This window comes from Halotalea alkalilenta DSM 17697 (genome assembly GCF_000621205.1).
GTDB lineage: Bacteria > Pseudomonadota > Gammaproteobacteria > Pseudomonadales > Halomonadaceae > Halotalea > Halotalea alkalilenta.
The window spans coordinates 1-14,716 of record NZ_JHYY01000043.1 but is presented as its reverse complement, the minus strand read 5'-3'; the positions used below and the strand labels follow the sequence as shown (position 1 = coordinate 14,716).

16 protein-coding genes and 1 pseudogene are annotated in these 14,716 nt (G+C 62.9%); 12 read left to right on the top strand and 5 right to left on the bottom strand.

What is annotated here, in order from left to right:
* The first annotated feature begins 112 nt into the window (after window positions 1–112).
* From rpoH to Q376_RS24270, 4 genes and pseudogenes are all read left to right on the top strand, one after another.
* On the top strand, window positions 113–985 hold the full coding sequence (gene rpoH, locus Q376_RS0108745; RefSeq protein ID WP_027350001.1) for an RNA polymerase sigma factor RpoH: 873 nt from the start codon (window positions 113–115) through the stop codon (window positions 983–985).
* A 265-nt stretch (window positions 986–1,250) separates the two neighbouring features.
* Entirely contained in the window at window positions 1,251–2,066 is an 816-nt protein-coding gene (locus tag Q376_RS0108740; protein ID WP_027350000.1) for an AraC family transcriptional regulator, read from the top strand.
* Window positions 2,067–2,155: 89 nt separating this feature from the next.
* Window positions 2,156–2,542, top strand: a complete 387-nt coding sequence (locus Q376_RS0108735) for a cupin domain-containing protein (protein WP_052365087.1) — start codon at window positions 2,156–2,158, stop codon at window positions 2,540–2,542.
* Between the two features lie 46 nt (window positions 2,543–2,588).
* A pseudogene (locus tag Q376_RS24270) lies at window positions 2,589–2,827 on the top strand (transposase); the annotation flags it as partial.
* A gap of 74 nt (window positions 2,828–2,901) precedes the next feature.
* On the opposite strand, the gene slmA reads toward Q376_RS24270, so the two are convergent.
* Genes slmA through gpmA form a run of 5 tightly spaced genes read right to left on the bottom strand, consistent with a single transcriptional unit; the run spans window position 2,902 to window position 6,958 of the window.
* Window positions 2,902–3,525 carry a nucleoid occlusion factor SlmA gene (gene slmA / locus Q376_RS0108730; protein WP_027349998.1) on the bottom strand — a complete coding sequence of 208 codons (624 nt, stop codon included), beginning with the start codon at window positions 3,523–3,525 and terminating at the stop codon, window positions 2,902–2,904.
* Between the two features lie 35 nt (window positions 3,526–3,560).
* Window positions 3,561–4,466: an acetylglutamate kinase gene (gene argB / locus Q376_RS0108725; protein ID WP_027349997.1), complete on the bottom strand. Its 906-nt coding sequence runs from the start codon at window positions 4,464–4,466 to the stop codon at window positions 3,561–3,563.
* Window positions 4,467–4,495: 29 nt separating this feature from the next.
* Complete coding sequence (gene dut, locus Q376_RS0108720) at window positions 4,496–4,948, bottom strand: dUTP diphosphatase (protein WP_027349996.1); 453 nt, start codon at window positions 4,946–4,948, stop codon at window positions 4,496–4,498.
* 30 nt (window positions 4,949–4,978) lie between these two features.
* Window positions 4,979–6,220: a bifunctional phosphopantothenoylcysteine decarboxylase/phosphopantothenate--cysteine ligase CoaBC gene (gene coaBC / locus Q376_RS0108715; RefSeq protein WP_043446985.1), complete on the bottom strand. Its 1,242-nt coding sequence runs from the start codon at window positions 6,218–6,220 to the stop codon at window positions 4,979–4,981.
* A 42-nt stretch (window positions 6,221–6,262) separates the two neighbouring features.
* A complete protein-coding gene (gene gpmA / locus Q376_RS0108710) occupies window positions 6,263–6,958 on the bottom strand; it encodes a 2,3-diphosphoglycerate-dependent phosphoglycerate mutase (protein ID WP_027349994.1) in 696 nt (231 codons plus the stop codon).
* Between the two features lie 194 nt (window positions 6,959–7,152).
* On the opposite strand from gpmA, the gene radC reads away from it, so the two are divergent.
* The 8 genes from radC (at window position 7,153) to pssA (ending at window position 14,400) form a co-directional block, all read left to right on the top strand.
* Window positions 7,153–7,827, top strand: a complete 675-nt coding sequence (gene radC / locus Q376_RS0108705; RefSeq protein ID WP_027349993.1) for a RadC family protein — start codon at window positions 7,153–7,155, stop codon at window positions 7,825–7,827.
* 347 nt (window positions 7,828–8,174) lie between these two features.
* The gene (rpmB, locus tag Q376_RS0108700) at window positions 8,175–8,411 is read left to right on the top strand and encodes a 50S ribosomal protein L28 (protein ID WP_027349992.1); all 237 of its coding nucleotides are present in this window, start codon (window positions 8,175–8,177) and stop codon (window positions 8,409–8,411) included.
* A gap of 105 nt (window positions 8,412–8,516) precedes the next feature.
* The gene (gene rpmG / locus Q376_RS0108695) at window positions 8,517–8,672 is read left to right on the top strand and encodes a 50S ribosomal protein L33 (RefSeq protein WP_027349991.1); all 156 of its coding nucleotides are present in this window, start codon (window positions 8,517–8,519) and stop codon (window positions 8,670–8,672) included.
* A gap of 134 nt (window positions 8,673–8,806) precedes the next feature.
* On the top strand, window positions 8,807–9,622 hold the full coding sequence (gene mutM, locus Q376_RS0108690) for a bifunctional DNA-formamidopyrimidine glycosylase/DNA-(apurinic or apyrimidinic site) lyase (protein WP_027349990.1): 816 nt from the start codon (window positions 8,807–8,809) through the stop codon (window positions 9,620–9,622).
* A gap of 33 nt (window positions 9,623–9,655) precedes the next feature.
* Window positions 9,656–10,846 (top strand): class I SAM-dependent rRNA methyltransferase, encoded by a 1,191-nt coding sequence (locus Q376_RS0108685; RefSeq protein WP_027349989.1) that lies wholly within the window; start codon window positions 9,656–9,658, stop codon window positions 10,844–10,846.
* A gap of 182 nt (window positions 10,847–11,028) precedes the next feature.
* Entirely contained in the window at window positions 11,029–12,042 is a 1,014-nt protein-coding gene (gene trpS, locus Q376_RS0108680) for a tryptophan--tRNA ligase (RefSeq protein WP_027349988.1), read from the top strand.
* Window positions 12,043–12,109: 67 nt separating this feature from the next.
* The gene (locus tag Q376_RS0108675; protein ID WP_027349987.1) at window positions 12,110–13,324 is read left to right on the top strand and encodes a YeeE/YedE family protein; all 1,215 of its coding nucleotides are present in this window, start codon (window positions 12,110–12,112) and stop codon (window positions 13,322–13,324) included.
* A gap of 212 nt (window positions 13,325–13,536) precedes the next feature.
* Window positions 13,537–14,400, top strand: a complete 864-nt coding sequence (gene pssA / locus Q376_RS0108670) for a CDP-diacylglycerol--serine O-phosphatidyltransferase (protein WP_027349986.1) — start codon at window positions 13,537–13,539, stop codon at window positions 14,398–14,400.
* Window positions 14,401–14,716 lie beyond the last annotated feature (316 nt).

Genomic DNA, 14,716 nt, shown 5'->3' with positions numbered 1-14,716 from the left:
CTCGGTGGCTTCCAGAGCAGCCACGATCGAGTCGTCTTCATCCACGTGTCATAGGGTTACGCTCTTTTATTCGGCCAGTTCATCCGGCCAAGTCGCAAGGAGACAGCCAAACATGGGTAATAGTCTTCAGGCCATCGGTCATCTCTCTCCGGGCCATGATCTCAACGGTTACATCCAGACCGTCAACAACATTCCCGTCCTCTCGGTAGAGGAAGAGCAGGCGCTTGCAACGCGCCTGCGCGAGCACGGCGATCTCGACTCCGCCCGCCGGCTGGTCATGTCCCACCTGCGCTTCGTGGTCCACATCGCGCGCAGCTACTCGGGCTATGGCCTGCCCCAGGCCGACCTGATCCAGGAAGGTAACGTCGGCCTGATGAAGGCGGTCAAGCGCTTCGATCCGACCCAAGGGGTGCGCCTGGTATCCTTCGCGGTCCATTGGATCAAAGCCGAGATCCACGAATTCGTGCTGCGCAACTGGCGCATCGTCAAGGTCGCTACCACCAAGGCGCAGCGCAAGCTGTTCTTCAACCTGCGCAGCGCCAAGAAACGGCTTGCCTGGCTCAACACCGACGAGGTCGAGGCGATCGCCAAGGATCTCGACGTCAAGCCGCAGGTGGTGCGTGAAATGGAGGGGCGTCTCGCCTCCAACGATGCCGGCTTCGATGCGGGCCCGGGCGACGACGACGAGCAGAGCTATCTGGCCCCGGCCAACTACCTCGAAGACGACCGTTTCGACCCGGCGACACAGCTCGAGGTCGCGGACTCCGAAGAGGATGCCTCGCGGCGGCTCGCGATGGCGCTCAGCCGCCTCGATGAGCGCTCCCGCGACATTCTCCAGCAGCGCTGGCTGGGCGATCAGAAAGCCACCTTGCATGAACTCGCCGATATCTACGGCGTTTCGGCCGAGCGGATCCGTCAGCTCGAAAAGAGCGCGATGAAGAAACTTCGTACGATGATGGGCGAGGATTCGCGCGAACTCGCCTGAGCCGCTTTCGAACCTCGCTGTGAAGAAAAGCCCCGGCGCCGCAAGATGAACTGCCCCCGAAGGTTGGACACCCGATCCAACCTTCGGGGGCAGTTCGTTGCGGCGGGGCGCAGCCCGAAAGCCCGGCGGCGAAAACGCCGACACGACCGAACCAGGTGTCATTCGATGCTTCAGTTTTTCTACCTGCAATTCCTCGTAGGGAAGTAGGATTGCGAACCTGTGTGCCGATTCCTTGTCAGGCCGCGTTTCTATGTGGAAAAACAGGATGGCTAAAACAACAACACCTTACGATTGGGTTCAGCACGCCACCCGACCGGGAAAGATCGAGCGCATCGAAGCCTATTTCGGCGGGTACGGTTACGCCCCGCATCGACACGACACCTATGCCATTGGCCTCACCCTGGCGGGCGTGCAGAGCTTCCAGTATCGCCGCGCCCAGCGCCATAGCCTGCCCGGAACCATCCTGGTGTTGCATCCAGATGAACTCCATGATGGCGAGGCGGGCACCGAGGTCGGCTTTCATTACCGGATGGCGTACATCGAGCCTTCCTTGATCCAACAGATTCTCGGCGGCAAGCCGCTCCCCTTCATCGAGGGCGGTCTGTCCAGCGATCCACGGCTCCAGGCCGCACTGGCGCCCTTGCTGCAAGGCATGGATGCGGGCATCGACCCGATGGAAGAAGAAGATGCGCTGCACGACCTGGCGCATGCCTTGGTCGCCGTTGCCGGGCAGCGCCGTATCCGGCGTCATCCCGATTTCATCGCAGTGGAACGTGCTCGGGCCTATATCCATGACGCGCTGGATCAAATCATCACGCTGGATACGCTGGCAGAAACCAGTGGCTTGGATCGCTGGCAGCTATGCCGGGATTTCCGGTCGCTCTACGGCACCAGTCCCTATCGTTATCTGACGATGCGCCGCCTCGATTTCTCCCGGCGGCTGATGCTGTCGGGCCTGACCATCGCCGAATCGGCGCTGAGGTCTGGTTTCTTCGACCAGAGCCATATGGCGCGCCAGTTCACCTCGGCCTATGGCGTTCCTCCGGCGCGATGGCTGAAACGGATCAAGCGGCCCCGGTAGGTTCATGGCAGCGACCTGCACGATCGTGCAAGACCCGCAGGCGGTGCTTTTCTAACATGCTGACTTCTGGCTTTCATCAGGATTTCAGCATGACACCGACACCCGGCACAGGCCGCCAACACGGCATCAACTTTGCGCAGAAGTTCGCGCTTTTCAGCGAGCAATGGACGCCCAAGGTCGTCGCTGAAATGAACGACTACCAATTCAAGATCGTTCGCCTGGAAGGCCACTTCGTTTGGCACACTCACGCAGATACCGACGAAGCCTTCCTTGTGCTTGAGGGCGAGCTGCGCATTGACTTCCGCGATGGCAACGTCTTGCTGCGGCAAGGCGAGCTGTATGTCGTTCCCAAAGGGGTCGAGCACAAGCCCTATGCTGAGCATGAAGTCAAACTGATGCTGATCGAGCCGCGCGGCGTGTTGAACACGGGCGACTGGACGGGAGAGCGGACGGCCCAGAATGATGTGTGGATCTGAGAACGTGCATGCTATGGCTACCGTAGCTTCACCGCCGTTTTGCGGCAGACAGGCGCTGACCCAAAGCATGTCACGCCAGGGCAACTGCCTGGACAATGCCGCGATGGAGAGCTTCCTTGGTACCCTGAAGGCCGAATACTTTCACCTGAGCCGTTCGATAATGTTGAGAAGTTGCAGCGAGGTCTCGATCGTTACATCGATTACTACAATCACGAGCGGATCAAAATGAAACTAAAAGGCCTGAGCCCCGTACAGTACAGGACTCAGGCCATGGCCACCGGCTGAGAGAACCAACCGTCCAACTATTGGGGGGCAGTTCAAAGGCGCCGGGGCTTTTTCTCACGCCCGTCCAGTGGCTGTCACGGGCGGGAGTGAGCGAGGCCGGTGAGAGGGGCCGACAGCAGCTGCCACTGGTCTTCCCATAGCTCGGTGGGCGCACGGCGGAAGCCGCTGCGCACGTATTGGCCGATGCGCCCCTCGATCACGCTCAACAGCAGGTTGGCGTAGGTCGTCACCGTACTCGGCAGGCGCAGCCCCTGCTGGATCTCGGCCTCACGCAGCACCTGCTTGAGCTGGGTCTCGAGCCGCTCGAAGAACTGCGCCATGCGTGGGCGAAGGCGGGCGACGTCGCCACTGAGGATCTCTCCATTGAGCAGTCGGCAGAGGCCGGGATTGCGCGCGGCGAAGGTGAGTACCAGGGTGAGGATCAGGCGTATGCATTCGCTCGCCGGGGCCTGGTCGCGCCTGGTGCCTTCGATGATCGCCTGGATGCGCTCGAACACCGACTGCTCGATGAAGCCGATCAAGGCTTCGAACATCTTGGCCTTGCTGGGGAAGTGGCGATAGAGAGCTGCCTCGGAGACGCCGACCTGACGGGCGAGTGCCGCAGTGGTGATCCGTCCACCGTTCTCCTGCTCGAGCATCTCCGCGAGCGTCTGTAGAATCTGCTCGCGGCGGGAGGGCGCTTGGGTTTCCTGCGTCATGGCGTCGATTCGTTATGGTCGCTTCGTGGATGTGCTCAGCTTCGCGGCGTAGCACTGATCAGGGTTCCCGCGCCTGCATTGGTGAAGATCTCGAGCAGGGTCGCATGAGGCACGCGTCCATCGACGATCACCGCGCTGTCGACGCCACCTTTCACCGCGTCGAGTGCGCAGCGGATCTTCGGCAGCATACCGCCGTAGATCACACCCTCCTCGATCAAGCGGTCGACGTCCTCGACGGTCAACCCGGTCATCACCTTGCCATCGGCGTCGAGCAGCCCAGCGACGTTGGTCAGCAGCATCAGTCGCTCGGCGCCGAGCGCCTCGGCGATGCGGCCGGCGACCACGTCGGCGTTGATGTTGTAGGAGTTTCCTTGGTCATCGACGCCGATCGGTGCGATCACCGGGATGTAGTCCGCCTGGGTGAGCATCTCGATCAGGTCGGTCGAGATCCTGGTGATCTCGCCGACATGGCCAATGTCGATGATCTCCGGCGCGCTCAGCTCGGGAGAGCGACGCTCGATCTTCAGCCGGCGGGCGCGAATCTGGGCATTGTCCTTGCCGGTCAGGCCGATCGCCTTGCCGCCGGCGAGATTGATCTGGTTGACGATGCTCTTGTTGACCTGGCCGCCGAGGACCATTTCGACCACGTCCATGGTGGCGGCGTCGGTGACGCGCAAGCCGTCGACGAAGCGCGACTCGATGCCCAGCCGCTCAAGCAGGATGCCGATCTGCGGCCCGCCGCCGTGCACTACCACCGGATTGAGCCCGACGGTCTTCATCAGCACGATGTCTCGGGCGAATGAGTCGACCAGGGTGTCGTCGGTCATGGCGTTGCCGCCGTACTTGACCACGATGGTCTTGCCGGCATAGCGCTGGATGTAGGGCAGCGCCTCGGAGAGTATCTCCACCACCGAGGCCGGGTCATGTCCTTGTTGGTACATTGCGATGATCTCTTGTGTCCTGGCCTTCGTCAGTGGCGACCGGAATGGCCGAAACCACCCTCTCCGCGGGTGCTGGTCTCGAACGATTCGACCACTTCGAGCTCGGCCTTGAGCACCGGCACCAGTACGTACTGGGCAATGCGCTCGAAGGGTTCGATGGTGACCGTTTCCTGGCCACGGTTCCATACCGAAATCATCAGTTCGCCTTGATAATCGGCATCGATCAGCCCGACCAGGTTGCCGAGCACGATGCCGCGCTTGTGGCCCAGGCCCGAGCGTGGCAGTACCAGGCCCGCGTAGGCCGGGTCCTTGATGTGCAGGGCAAGCCCGGTGCGCACCAGTTCGCACTCCCCGGGCGCCAGCGTCAGCGGGGCATCGAGCAGGGCGCGCAGGTCCATGCCGGCGCTGCCAGCGGTGGCGTAGTGGGGCAGGGGGTGGTCCTTGAGTCGAGGATCGAGAATCCTGACTTCAATGCGTGGCATCGAAGTGCTCTCCTGGTTCTGGGTATGGGTTCAGGCGCTTGTCGCGCTGCGATAGTGAGCGACGATCCGCAGGATCAGTTTCTCGGCCAGCGCGCGCTTGGGCTGGGCCTCGAAGCGCTCGCTGCGTATCTGCTGCTTGGGTTCGCGCCAGTAAAGCGTCGCGGCGTTGTCGTCGCGGTCGAAGCCGAGGCCGCCGCCGACCTGGTTGGCAACGATCATCATCAGGCGTTTGCGCTCGAGTTTGTCGAGCGCGTGGCGCTCGAGCGCCTCGGTCTCCGCGGCGAATCCTACGGTGAAGGGGGCGTTCTCGCGTGCCGCTATGGTGGCGACGACGTCTGGGTTCTTGATCAGGCGCAGGACCAGCTCGTCTTCACTGCCTTTCTTGATCTTCTGCTCCGCGGCAGTGGCCGGTCGGTAGTCCGCCACCGCCGCGGCAGCGATGAAAATGTCCGCCGTCGCGGCTGCACGTTCGGCGGCATCGAGCATCTGCTCTGCGCTGTCGACATCGACTCGCGCCACGCCGGGCGGGGTGGCCAGCCGCACCGGCCCGCTGATCAGCGTGACGGTGGCGCCGAGCGCTTGGGCGGCGGCGGCGAGGGCGTAGCCCATCTTGCCCGAGCTGTGGTTGGTCAGGTAGCGAACCGGGTCGATGGCTTCCCGCGTCGGGCCGGCGGTGATGACGATCTCGAGACCCTGCGCCGGACGCTGGCCCGGCGAGGCCTGGAGCGTATCGATGATCGCTTCCGGCTCCATCATCCGTCCGCTACCGATGTCGCCGCAGGCCTGCTCGCCCGCGTCCGGGCCGAGGATCCCCCAGCCTTGGGTCTTGAGCCTGTCGACGTTCTCCTGCACCGCGGGATGGGCCCACATCTGCTGGTTCATCGCCGGCGCAAGCATGCGCTCGGCGCCGCTCCCCAGGCACAGCGTGGTGAGCAGGTCATCGGCATGTCCCCTCGAGAGCCGGGCGATGAGATTGGCGCTGGCAGGTGCGATCAGGATCAGTTCGGCCCAGCGAGCGAGCTCGATATGCCCCATGCCCGCCTCGGCCTCCGGGTCCAGCAGCGACGTTCCCACCGGTTCCCCGGTAAGCGCCTGGAAGGTCAGCGGCTTGATGAAAGCTTGGGCGCCTTCGGTCATCACCACCCTCACCTCGGCGCCTGCTTTTTTCAGCAGGCGCGCGAGCACCGCGCTCTTGTAGGCGGCGATGCCGCCGCTGACGCCGAGCAGGATGCGAGTGCCGAGCAGGGTGCCGGTGCGGTGAGAGGCGAACATCTTTATCTCCCAGGGCCAGGGTAGAGCACGACGTCGGGCTGCTCAGTCGCGCTCGAGGTAGTACTTTTTCTCCACCGCGAGGTCGTCACTGAGCTCGTAGACCAATGGCACGCCGGTGGGGATGTTGAGGTTCATGATCTCTTCGTCGCTGATCGACTCGAGATACTTCACCAGCGCCCGCAGGCTGTTGCCGTGGGCGGCGACCAGCACGGTGCGGCCTTCGCGAAGCTCTGGGGCGATGCGATCCTGCCAGAAGGGGATCACCCGTTCCAGGGTCACCTTGAGGTTCTCACCGGACGGCAGCGAGCGTGGATCGAGGTCTTTGTAGCGCGGATCGTTGGCCGGATGATAAGGGCTTTCGCGGTCGAGCAGGGGAGGCAGCTCATCATAGCTGCGGCGCCAGATATGCACCTGCTCGGCACCGTATTTCTCCGCCGTCTCTTTCTTGTCGAGTCCTGAGAGGCCGCCATAGTGGCGCTCGTTGAGCCGCCACGACTTATGCTCCTCGATCCACAGCTGATCGAGTTCTTCGAGGGCATAGTGGAGCGTCTTGATCGCCCGCTTGAGCACCGAGGTATAGGCGATGTCGAAACTAAGCCCCGCCGCCTTGAGCCGGCGACCGGCGCGTTTGGCTTCTTCGACGCCCTGTTCCGAGAGGTCGACATCGACCCAACCAGTGAACAGGTTGGCCTTGTTCCACTCGCTTTCGCCGTGACGGACGAGTACCAGCTTGACCATGTCTCAGCTTCCTTCGTTTCGTGATGGAGCGTTCTACCTGGATGAACGCAGGGATCATTTGACGCGCGTCCGCCGGAGTATATCAGCCTGTCGGCTTGTCGCGCCTGCGCGTCATCTATGGGAGCGGCCCAGGGGTCAAACGCCCCGTGGCGATGCCGATGAAGGGGTATCGAGTCGCACCGGGGGAAATGCAGATGAGCATCAAGCAGTGGCCGCTGGCCGAACGGCCCCGGGAAAAACTTCTCCGCCACGGGTGTGCGGCGCTATCGGATGCGGAGCTGTTGGCCATCTTCCTGCGGGTCGGCGTCGCCGGGCGCTCCGCGGTGGATCTCGCCCGCGATCGTCTGATCGAGTTCGATGGCCTGAGGCCGCTGCTGGACGCCGATCGCGCTCGCTTCTGTGCCGGCCATGGCTTGGGCGAGGCGGCCTACGTGACGCTCCAGGCTGCGCTGGAGCTCGCCAGGCGGCACTATGAAGCGCAGCTGATGCGTTCGAGCGCTTTCGATTCGCCAAGCGCTGTGCGTCAGTTCCTGCACGCGCAGATGCGTGATTTCGATCATGAGGTATTCGCGGCGATGTTTCTCGACAACCAGCATAGGATGCTGCGTTTCGAGCGGCTGTTCAGCGGTACGCTCGATGCCGCCGCGGTCTATCCTCGCGAGGTGGTCAAGCGAACCCTGGCGCTGGGTGCCGGTGCGGTCATCTTCGCCCATAACCACCCGTCCGGCGTGTCTGAGCCGAGCGAGGCGGACCGGCGCATCACCCGCCGGCTGTGCGAAGCGCTTGGCTTGGTCGATGTGCGGGTGCTGGACCACTTCGTCATCGGGGATGGGGAGATGACCTCGTTCGCGGAGCGTGGCTGGTTGTGACATCCCAGGGTTGCCGCTTGGCCTGCGTTCTGCTATAAAATGCGGCCTTTGATATCTAAGGTGCCCGTAGTGAGTTCCTCTCGGCGTTCATCGACGCATTGGTTCCCATGGCATCATCAAGGTCAATTTGGTATTCGAATCTTCCCGTGCGTCGCGACGATCACCGCCCCTTAGTGTTTGCGTTAGTGGTCGAGTATCCCCGTAGATACGTCCGTGACGAGGCTTCGCGAAAGCGATCGATCGAGATTGCTCGACCGGGCCGTTGCGGGTTCGCTTCGAACAGACGATTTCTGGTTGGACCCGTCACCCACGAGTTCGATCGGCCAGGCTAACGGTTGGAGGCACGCATGTCCCAGGTATGTCAGGTCACCGGCAAGCGTCCGGTGACGGGTAACAACGTTTCACACTCCCAGCGCAAGACGCGTCGCCGGTTCGTTCCGAACCTGCACACCCATCGCTTCTGGGTCGAAGGCGAGAAACGCTTCGTCAAGCTGCGCGTATCCTCCAAGGGAATGCGCATCATCGACAAGAAAGGCATCGAGCAGGTCCTCAGCGAGCTGCGTGCCCGCGGCGAGCGCGTCTGATCCTGCCATTGGGTCGCATTAGGCGGCCCTATAATGGCATCAGCGCCCGCCGGGCCGAGTCTCGTCCACGTTCATCAAGCTCGTTGAGAGCCGGAGAGCATCATCATGCGTGACAAGATCAAGCTGGTCTCCTCTGCAGGTACCGGTCACTTCTACACCACCAACAAGAACAAGCGTAATACGCCTGACAAGTTGGAATTCAAGAAGTTCGACCCGGTCGTGCGCAAGCACGTGATCTACCGCGAAGCGAAGATCAAGTAAGCCGCTGCGGTCCTTCGGATCGCGAGCCTGAGCTCGGCGCCGCAAGGCGCTCGCTTGGCTTTCGTCGGTGACGCGGAACCCGGCCCAGCGCCGGGTTCTTCGTATCTGGTCGTTCACCGGGAGCAAAGAGCCCCATGCCCGAACTGCCCGAAGTCGAAACTACCAGGCGCGGAATCGCTCCCTTCGTCGAGAACGAGCGTATCGAGGAAGTGACGGTGCGCGAGTCGCGCCTGCGCTCGCCGGTACCCGCGGACCTCGCCGAGCGGATCGTCGGTGAGCGGGTGGGAACGATCCTGCGCCGGGCGAAGTACCTGCTGCTTCCGGTCGCTGGAGGGCACTTGCTTTGGCATTTGGGTATGTCCGGCAGCTTGCGCCTGACGCAAGGCCAGGACGCACCCAAGCGGCACGATCACATCGAGCTGCGGATGAGTTCGGGCTGGCTGCTGCGCTACCATGATCCTCGCCGCTTCGGCGCGCTCGATTTCATCACCGGCGACCCCTTGACCGATCGCCGCCTGATTCGCCTCGGTCCAGAGCCGCTCTCCGACGACTTCGATGGAGATCGCCTCCACCGGCTGTCGAGAGGCAAGCGTGCGGCGGTGAAGACCTTCATCATGGACAACGCGGTGGTGGTCGGCGTCGGCAATATCTATGCCGCCGAGGCGCTGTTCATCGCCGGCATCGACCCGCGCCGCGCGGCGGGCCGTATCTCGCTCGAGCGCTACCGCTTGCTCTGCGCTGCGATCAAGCAGGTGCTCGCCGCGGCGATCGAGCAGGGTGGTACCACACTGCGCGATTTCGTCAGCGGCCAGGGTGAACCGGGCTACTTCGCTCAAAGACTCAACGTCTACGGTCGCGCTGGCGAGCCTTGTCGCCGCTGTGCGGCCCCGCTGCTCCAGGTGACCCTGGGGCAGCGGGCCAGCGTGTTCTGCGCGACCTGCCAGCGCTGAACCATCGCTCTCCTTTTTCAGGAATTCCTTGTCGTGACTCAACGCCTGCGCTTGAAGAAAAATGCCGATCGCCGCCTGAAAGCCGGTCACCTGTGGCTCTACTCCAACGAAATCGATATCGCGGTGACGCCGTTGAAAGGTTTCGAAGCCGGTGCCCAGGCCCTGGTCGAAGAGGCCAACGGACGCGCGATCGGTGTCGCCTACGTCAATCCCAATTCGCTCATCTGTGCGCGAGTGGTATCACGCGACCCCTCTCTGCGGCTCGATCGCTCGCTGCTGGTCCACCGCTTCAAGCAGGCGCTCGGGCTGCGCCAGCGCCTGTTCGACAAGCCTTTCTACCGGCTGATACATGGCGAGGGCGACCTGTTGCCGGGCCTGGTGATCGACCGTTTCGGCGATGTCCTGGTGGTGCAGCTCAATACCCTGGGCATGGATCGGCTGCGAGACGAGATCGTCGATGCACTCGAAAAAGTGCTCAAGCCCCGAGTCATCGTGCTGCGCAACGACTCGAGCGGTCGCCGTCTCGAGCAGCTCGAGCAGGGCGTGGAAGTGGTCAAGGGCGAGTTCGATGGAGAGATCGAGCTCGAGGAGAACGGCGTACGCTTCCGGGCTTCGGCCGTCGAAGGGCAGAAGACCGGCTGGTTCTATGATCACCGCGCCAATCGCGCCTGGCTCAACGGTCTGGTCGAAGGGCAGCGGGTGCTCGATGTGTTCAGCTACGTCGGTGGCTGGGGCGTACAGGCCGCAGCGTACGGCGCCTCACAAGTGGTCTGTGTGGACAGCTCCGCCCGAGCGCTCGAGGCGGTCGCCGGCAATGCCGAGCTGAACGGTGTCGCCGAGCGGGTCTCGACGCTCGAGTCCGACGCCTTCGAAGCGCTGGCTGCGCTCAAGGCTGCCGGCGAGCAGTTCGACATCGTGGTGCTCGACCCTCCCGCCTTCATCCGTAAGCGCAAGGACATTCCCAACGGGGAGCGCGCCTATGGACGGCTCAACCGCGAGGCGATGCGCCTGCTTGGGCGTGATGGCCTGCTGGTCTCGGCCTCCTGCTCGATGCATCTGGCGCCCGAGCGGTTGGTCGACCTGGTGCGGGGCGCTGCTCGCCATCAGGATCGCCATGCGCAGATTCTCTTCGATGGCCGCCAAGGGCCGGACCATCCCGTGCATCCGGCGATCCCCGAGACCGCTTATCTCAAGGCGCTGGGCGTGCGCGTCTTCCGCGACTGAGTCTTTCCGTAGCGCGGCCGGTGAGTCGGCCTGGGAACAGGCTCGGCCTATGCCTGGGTGGCGCCTTCGGGCTCGAGGCGATCCGCCGGTACAGCTGTAGTACACTGGCATGAGTCTCCGCCGGCCTTTCCGGCTGGCGGTTCGAAACTCGTCCAGACTTGGGTAAGCGACAGCGTTCTCCAATGACCAAGACCCGCGTTCTCACCGGCATCACCACCACAGGCACGCCCCATCTCGGCAATTATGTCGGCGCCATCCGCCCGGCGATCGAGGCAAGCCAGGATCCAGGCGTCCAGTCCTATTACTTCCTCGCCGATCTGCACGCGCTGATCAAAGCCCAGGATCCGGCCCGGGTCCAGCGCTCGCGGCTCGAGATCGCCGCGACCTGGCTCGCGCTCGGGTTGGATACGGACAATGCGATCTTCTATCGGCAGTCCGACGTCCCTGAGGTCAATGAGCTGACCTGGCTTTTGACCTGCGTTTGCGCCAAGGGACTGATGAACCGCGCACATGCTTACAAGGCCGCCGTCGCCGACAACGAGAGCTCTGGCAGTCCGGATCCTGATCGCGGCATCACCATGGGGCTGTTCAGCTACCCGGTGCTGATGGCCGCCGACATTTTGCTGTTCAACGCCAATCGCGTGCCGGTCGGTCGTGACCAGATCCAGCATATCGAAATGGCGCGCGACATCGCGGGACGCTTCAACCACATCTACAAGGGCGATTTCTTCACCTTGCCAGAGGCGCAGGTCGATGAGCGGGTGCAGGTGCTCAACGGGCTCGACGGGCGCAAGATGTCGAAAAGCTATGACAACACCATCGCGCTGTTCAGCACCGAAAAGCAGCTTTTGAAGCTGGTGCGCAAGATCAAGACCAACTCGCTCGAGCCTGGGGAGCCCAAGGATCCCGACGGCTGCACCCTGTTCCAGATCTACAGCGCTTTCGTCGACCGCGACGCGAGCGATGCGATGCGCCAGCGCTATGCTGAAGGCATCGGCTGGGGCGAGGCCAAGAACATCGTGTTCGAGACCCTCAACGAACAGCTGCGGGCTCCCCGTGAGACCTATCAGGCACTGCTCGAGGACCCGGCGCACATCGAAGCGGTCCTGCGCAAAGGCGCTGATCGCGCCCGTGCACAGGCGGCACCGTTCGTTGACCGTCTGCGCAACGCCGTGGGACTCGGACGCTTCGTCTGAGATTCCCCCCCACCGTTAGCGCTAGTCTTTATCGACAGCTAGCCAGTTCTCGCAGGAACATTGAGCCATGAGTACATCGATCGCTGATTCCATCACCCGTCCTCCGCTGCGGCCTTTGGTCATGGCGACCGTCGCGCTGTTGATCGTCGGGGCGCTCTGGCTTGGCGAGCAGGTGGGGCCGGCCCAGGGGGCGCTGCTCATCGTCGGTGGTGCGCTCGGGCTGGTGCTCTATCACGCCGCGTTCGGATTCACTTCCGCCTGGCGGGTATTCATCACCGAACGGCGCGGCCGAGGCCTGCGTGCCCAAATGGCAATGCTGTCTCTCGCGGTGGTCCTGTTCTTCCCCGTGCTCGCGTCTGGCACTCTGTTCGGCCAGCCGGTCACCGGGCTGCTGGCGCCGATAGGCGTGTCGGTGGTCTTCGGGGCGTTCATCTTCGGTATCGGCATGCAGCTCGGTGGCGGCTGTGCGTCCGGGACGCTGTTCACCGTGGGGGGAGGCAATGCGAGGATGCTGGTGACGCTTGCCTTCTTCATCATTGGCTCGCTGCTGGCGACGATCCATTTCGACCGGTGGGCGGCACTCCCGCACTTCGCGCCGGTCACCTTGGTCGACACCCTGGGTCCGGTCGGCGGGATCGGTTCGAGCCTGGCGCTCTTCGCGCTGATCGCGCTGCTTACCGTGGTGCTTGAAAGGCGTCGGCATGGTTCGCTCGAGAAGGAGCCCGAGGTTCCTCGCCATGGGGGCTCTCGATGGCTGCGCGGTCCCTGGCCGCTGCTGTTCGGTGCGCTGGCGCTGGCAGTGCTCAACTTCATCACTCTCGCACTTTCCGGGCGCCCCTGGGGCATCACCAGCGCCTTTGCACTATGGGGTGCCAAGGGTGCGCAGTGGTTGGGTATCGATCCGAGTGCGTGGGCCTATTGGCAGATGCCCAACAACGCTCGAGCGCTGTCCCAGAGTGTTTGGTATGACATCACTACGGTGATGGATGTCGGCATCATCATCGGCGCGATGCTGGCGGCTTCGCTGGCCGGGCGGTTCGCGCCGAGCCTGCGGATTCCCGCGCGCTCGCTGGTCGCCGCGGTGGTGGGTGGCCTGCTGCTCGGCTATGGGGCGCGTCTCGCCTATGGTTGCAACATCGGCGCCTACTTCAGCGGCATCGCCTCCGGCAGCCTGCACGGCTGGGTGTGGTTGATCGCTGCTTTCTTCGGTAATGCCGTAGGGGTCCGGCTGCGACCGTTCTTCTTTGGTCCTCGGCCCGGCGCGGGAGCCGCACGCTGCTGATCCGCGCTCGGCGCGTCGCCCTGTCATGCCTGGCCGGATCTCTCAAGGCGGGCCGTGACCATCGGATTCGCGGGCACGCCTGCCCATGCGTGACGTCTCATCAAGGTATGGATATCCTGCATGCTGGTTATTCTGGTTCGTCGCCTGGTGCGATGAACCGCTTCCCGCTTCCTCATCGAGCGAGGCGGGCGTGATTTAAAGGAACAGTTTTCATGTCGCATGACCCCAATGAGCGTACTGATGCATCCAGGCCGGAAGCACAGTCAGAGGATGCGCCGAATCGCTGCAAGCCGAGCGATCCTTTTCGTGATTTCCGCGAGGACACCGAGGTCGTCGAGGAGGTCGTGCAGGATGGCAAGACGGTGCGCCGCAAGGGGATCTATCTGCTGCCCAACCTGTTCACCACCTCCGCACTGTTCGCCGGGTTCTTCGCTGTCGTTTCCGCGCTCAACAACGATTTTTCCACCGCTGCGATCGCGATCTTCGTTTCCATGGTGCTCGATGGGTTCGATGGCAGGGTGGCGCGGATGACCAATACCCAAAGCGCCTTCGGGGCCGAGTACGACAGCCTTTCCGATATGCTCTCCTTCGGTGTCGCGCCGGCGGTGGTGGCCTTCAGCTGGTCGCTGCAGTCGCTCGGCAAGTTCGGCTGGATCTGTGCGTTCATCTTCGTCGCCGGTGCTGCGCTGCGTCTGGCGCGTTTCAACGTCCAGATCGGCAGCGTCGACAAGAAATGGTTCATCGGCCTGCCGAGCCCTTCGGCAGCAGCCATGGTGGCCAGCTGCGTATGGGCGTTCGATAGCTTCGAAATCGACGCCTTCGCCTTCGATCTATTGATGGCGCTGATCGTGGCGGTGATGGGCATCCTGATGGTCAGCAACATTCGTTACTACAGCTTCAAGGAGATCGATTTCCGCAGCCCAGTGCCCTTCGTCGCGCTGCTGGCCATCGTGCTCGCTTTCGTCGTCATCTCCCTGCAGCCTTCCGTGGTACTGCTGCTACTGTTCAGCGGCTATGCCCTTTCAGGCCCGATCATGGCGCTGGTGCGTAACGTTCGTAGGCAAGAAGAGCGCTAACTGCTCCAGTCTCCATTGATTCTCCATGCTCGAGACGCCCCGCATTCCGGGGCGTCTGCTGCTTTCAAGGCGGTGAGATTGCCCCTTCAGCTCGAAAACTTGGCGAAAGCGCTTGCCAAGTGGCGAGTGGGTCTATAAAGTACGCCCTCGCTGACCGGGGTTAACCCGCAGCGGGAAGAGCAAGTCATTGATTGTTTTGGTGTTTCAGGTCGGCTCGGATGCGGTGGTCAGTATGCTCCGAACGACACGCTTCTCGAAGAAGTGATTGACACCAAAGCGTTTCTGAGTAGAATGCTCATCCACTCGACGCAGGGCA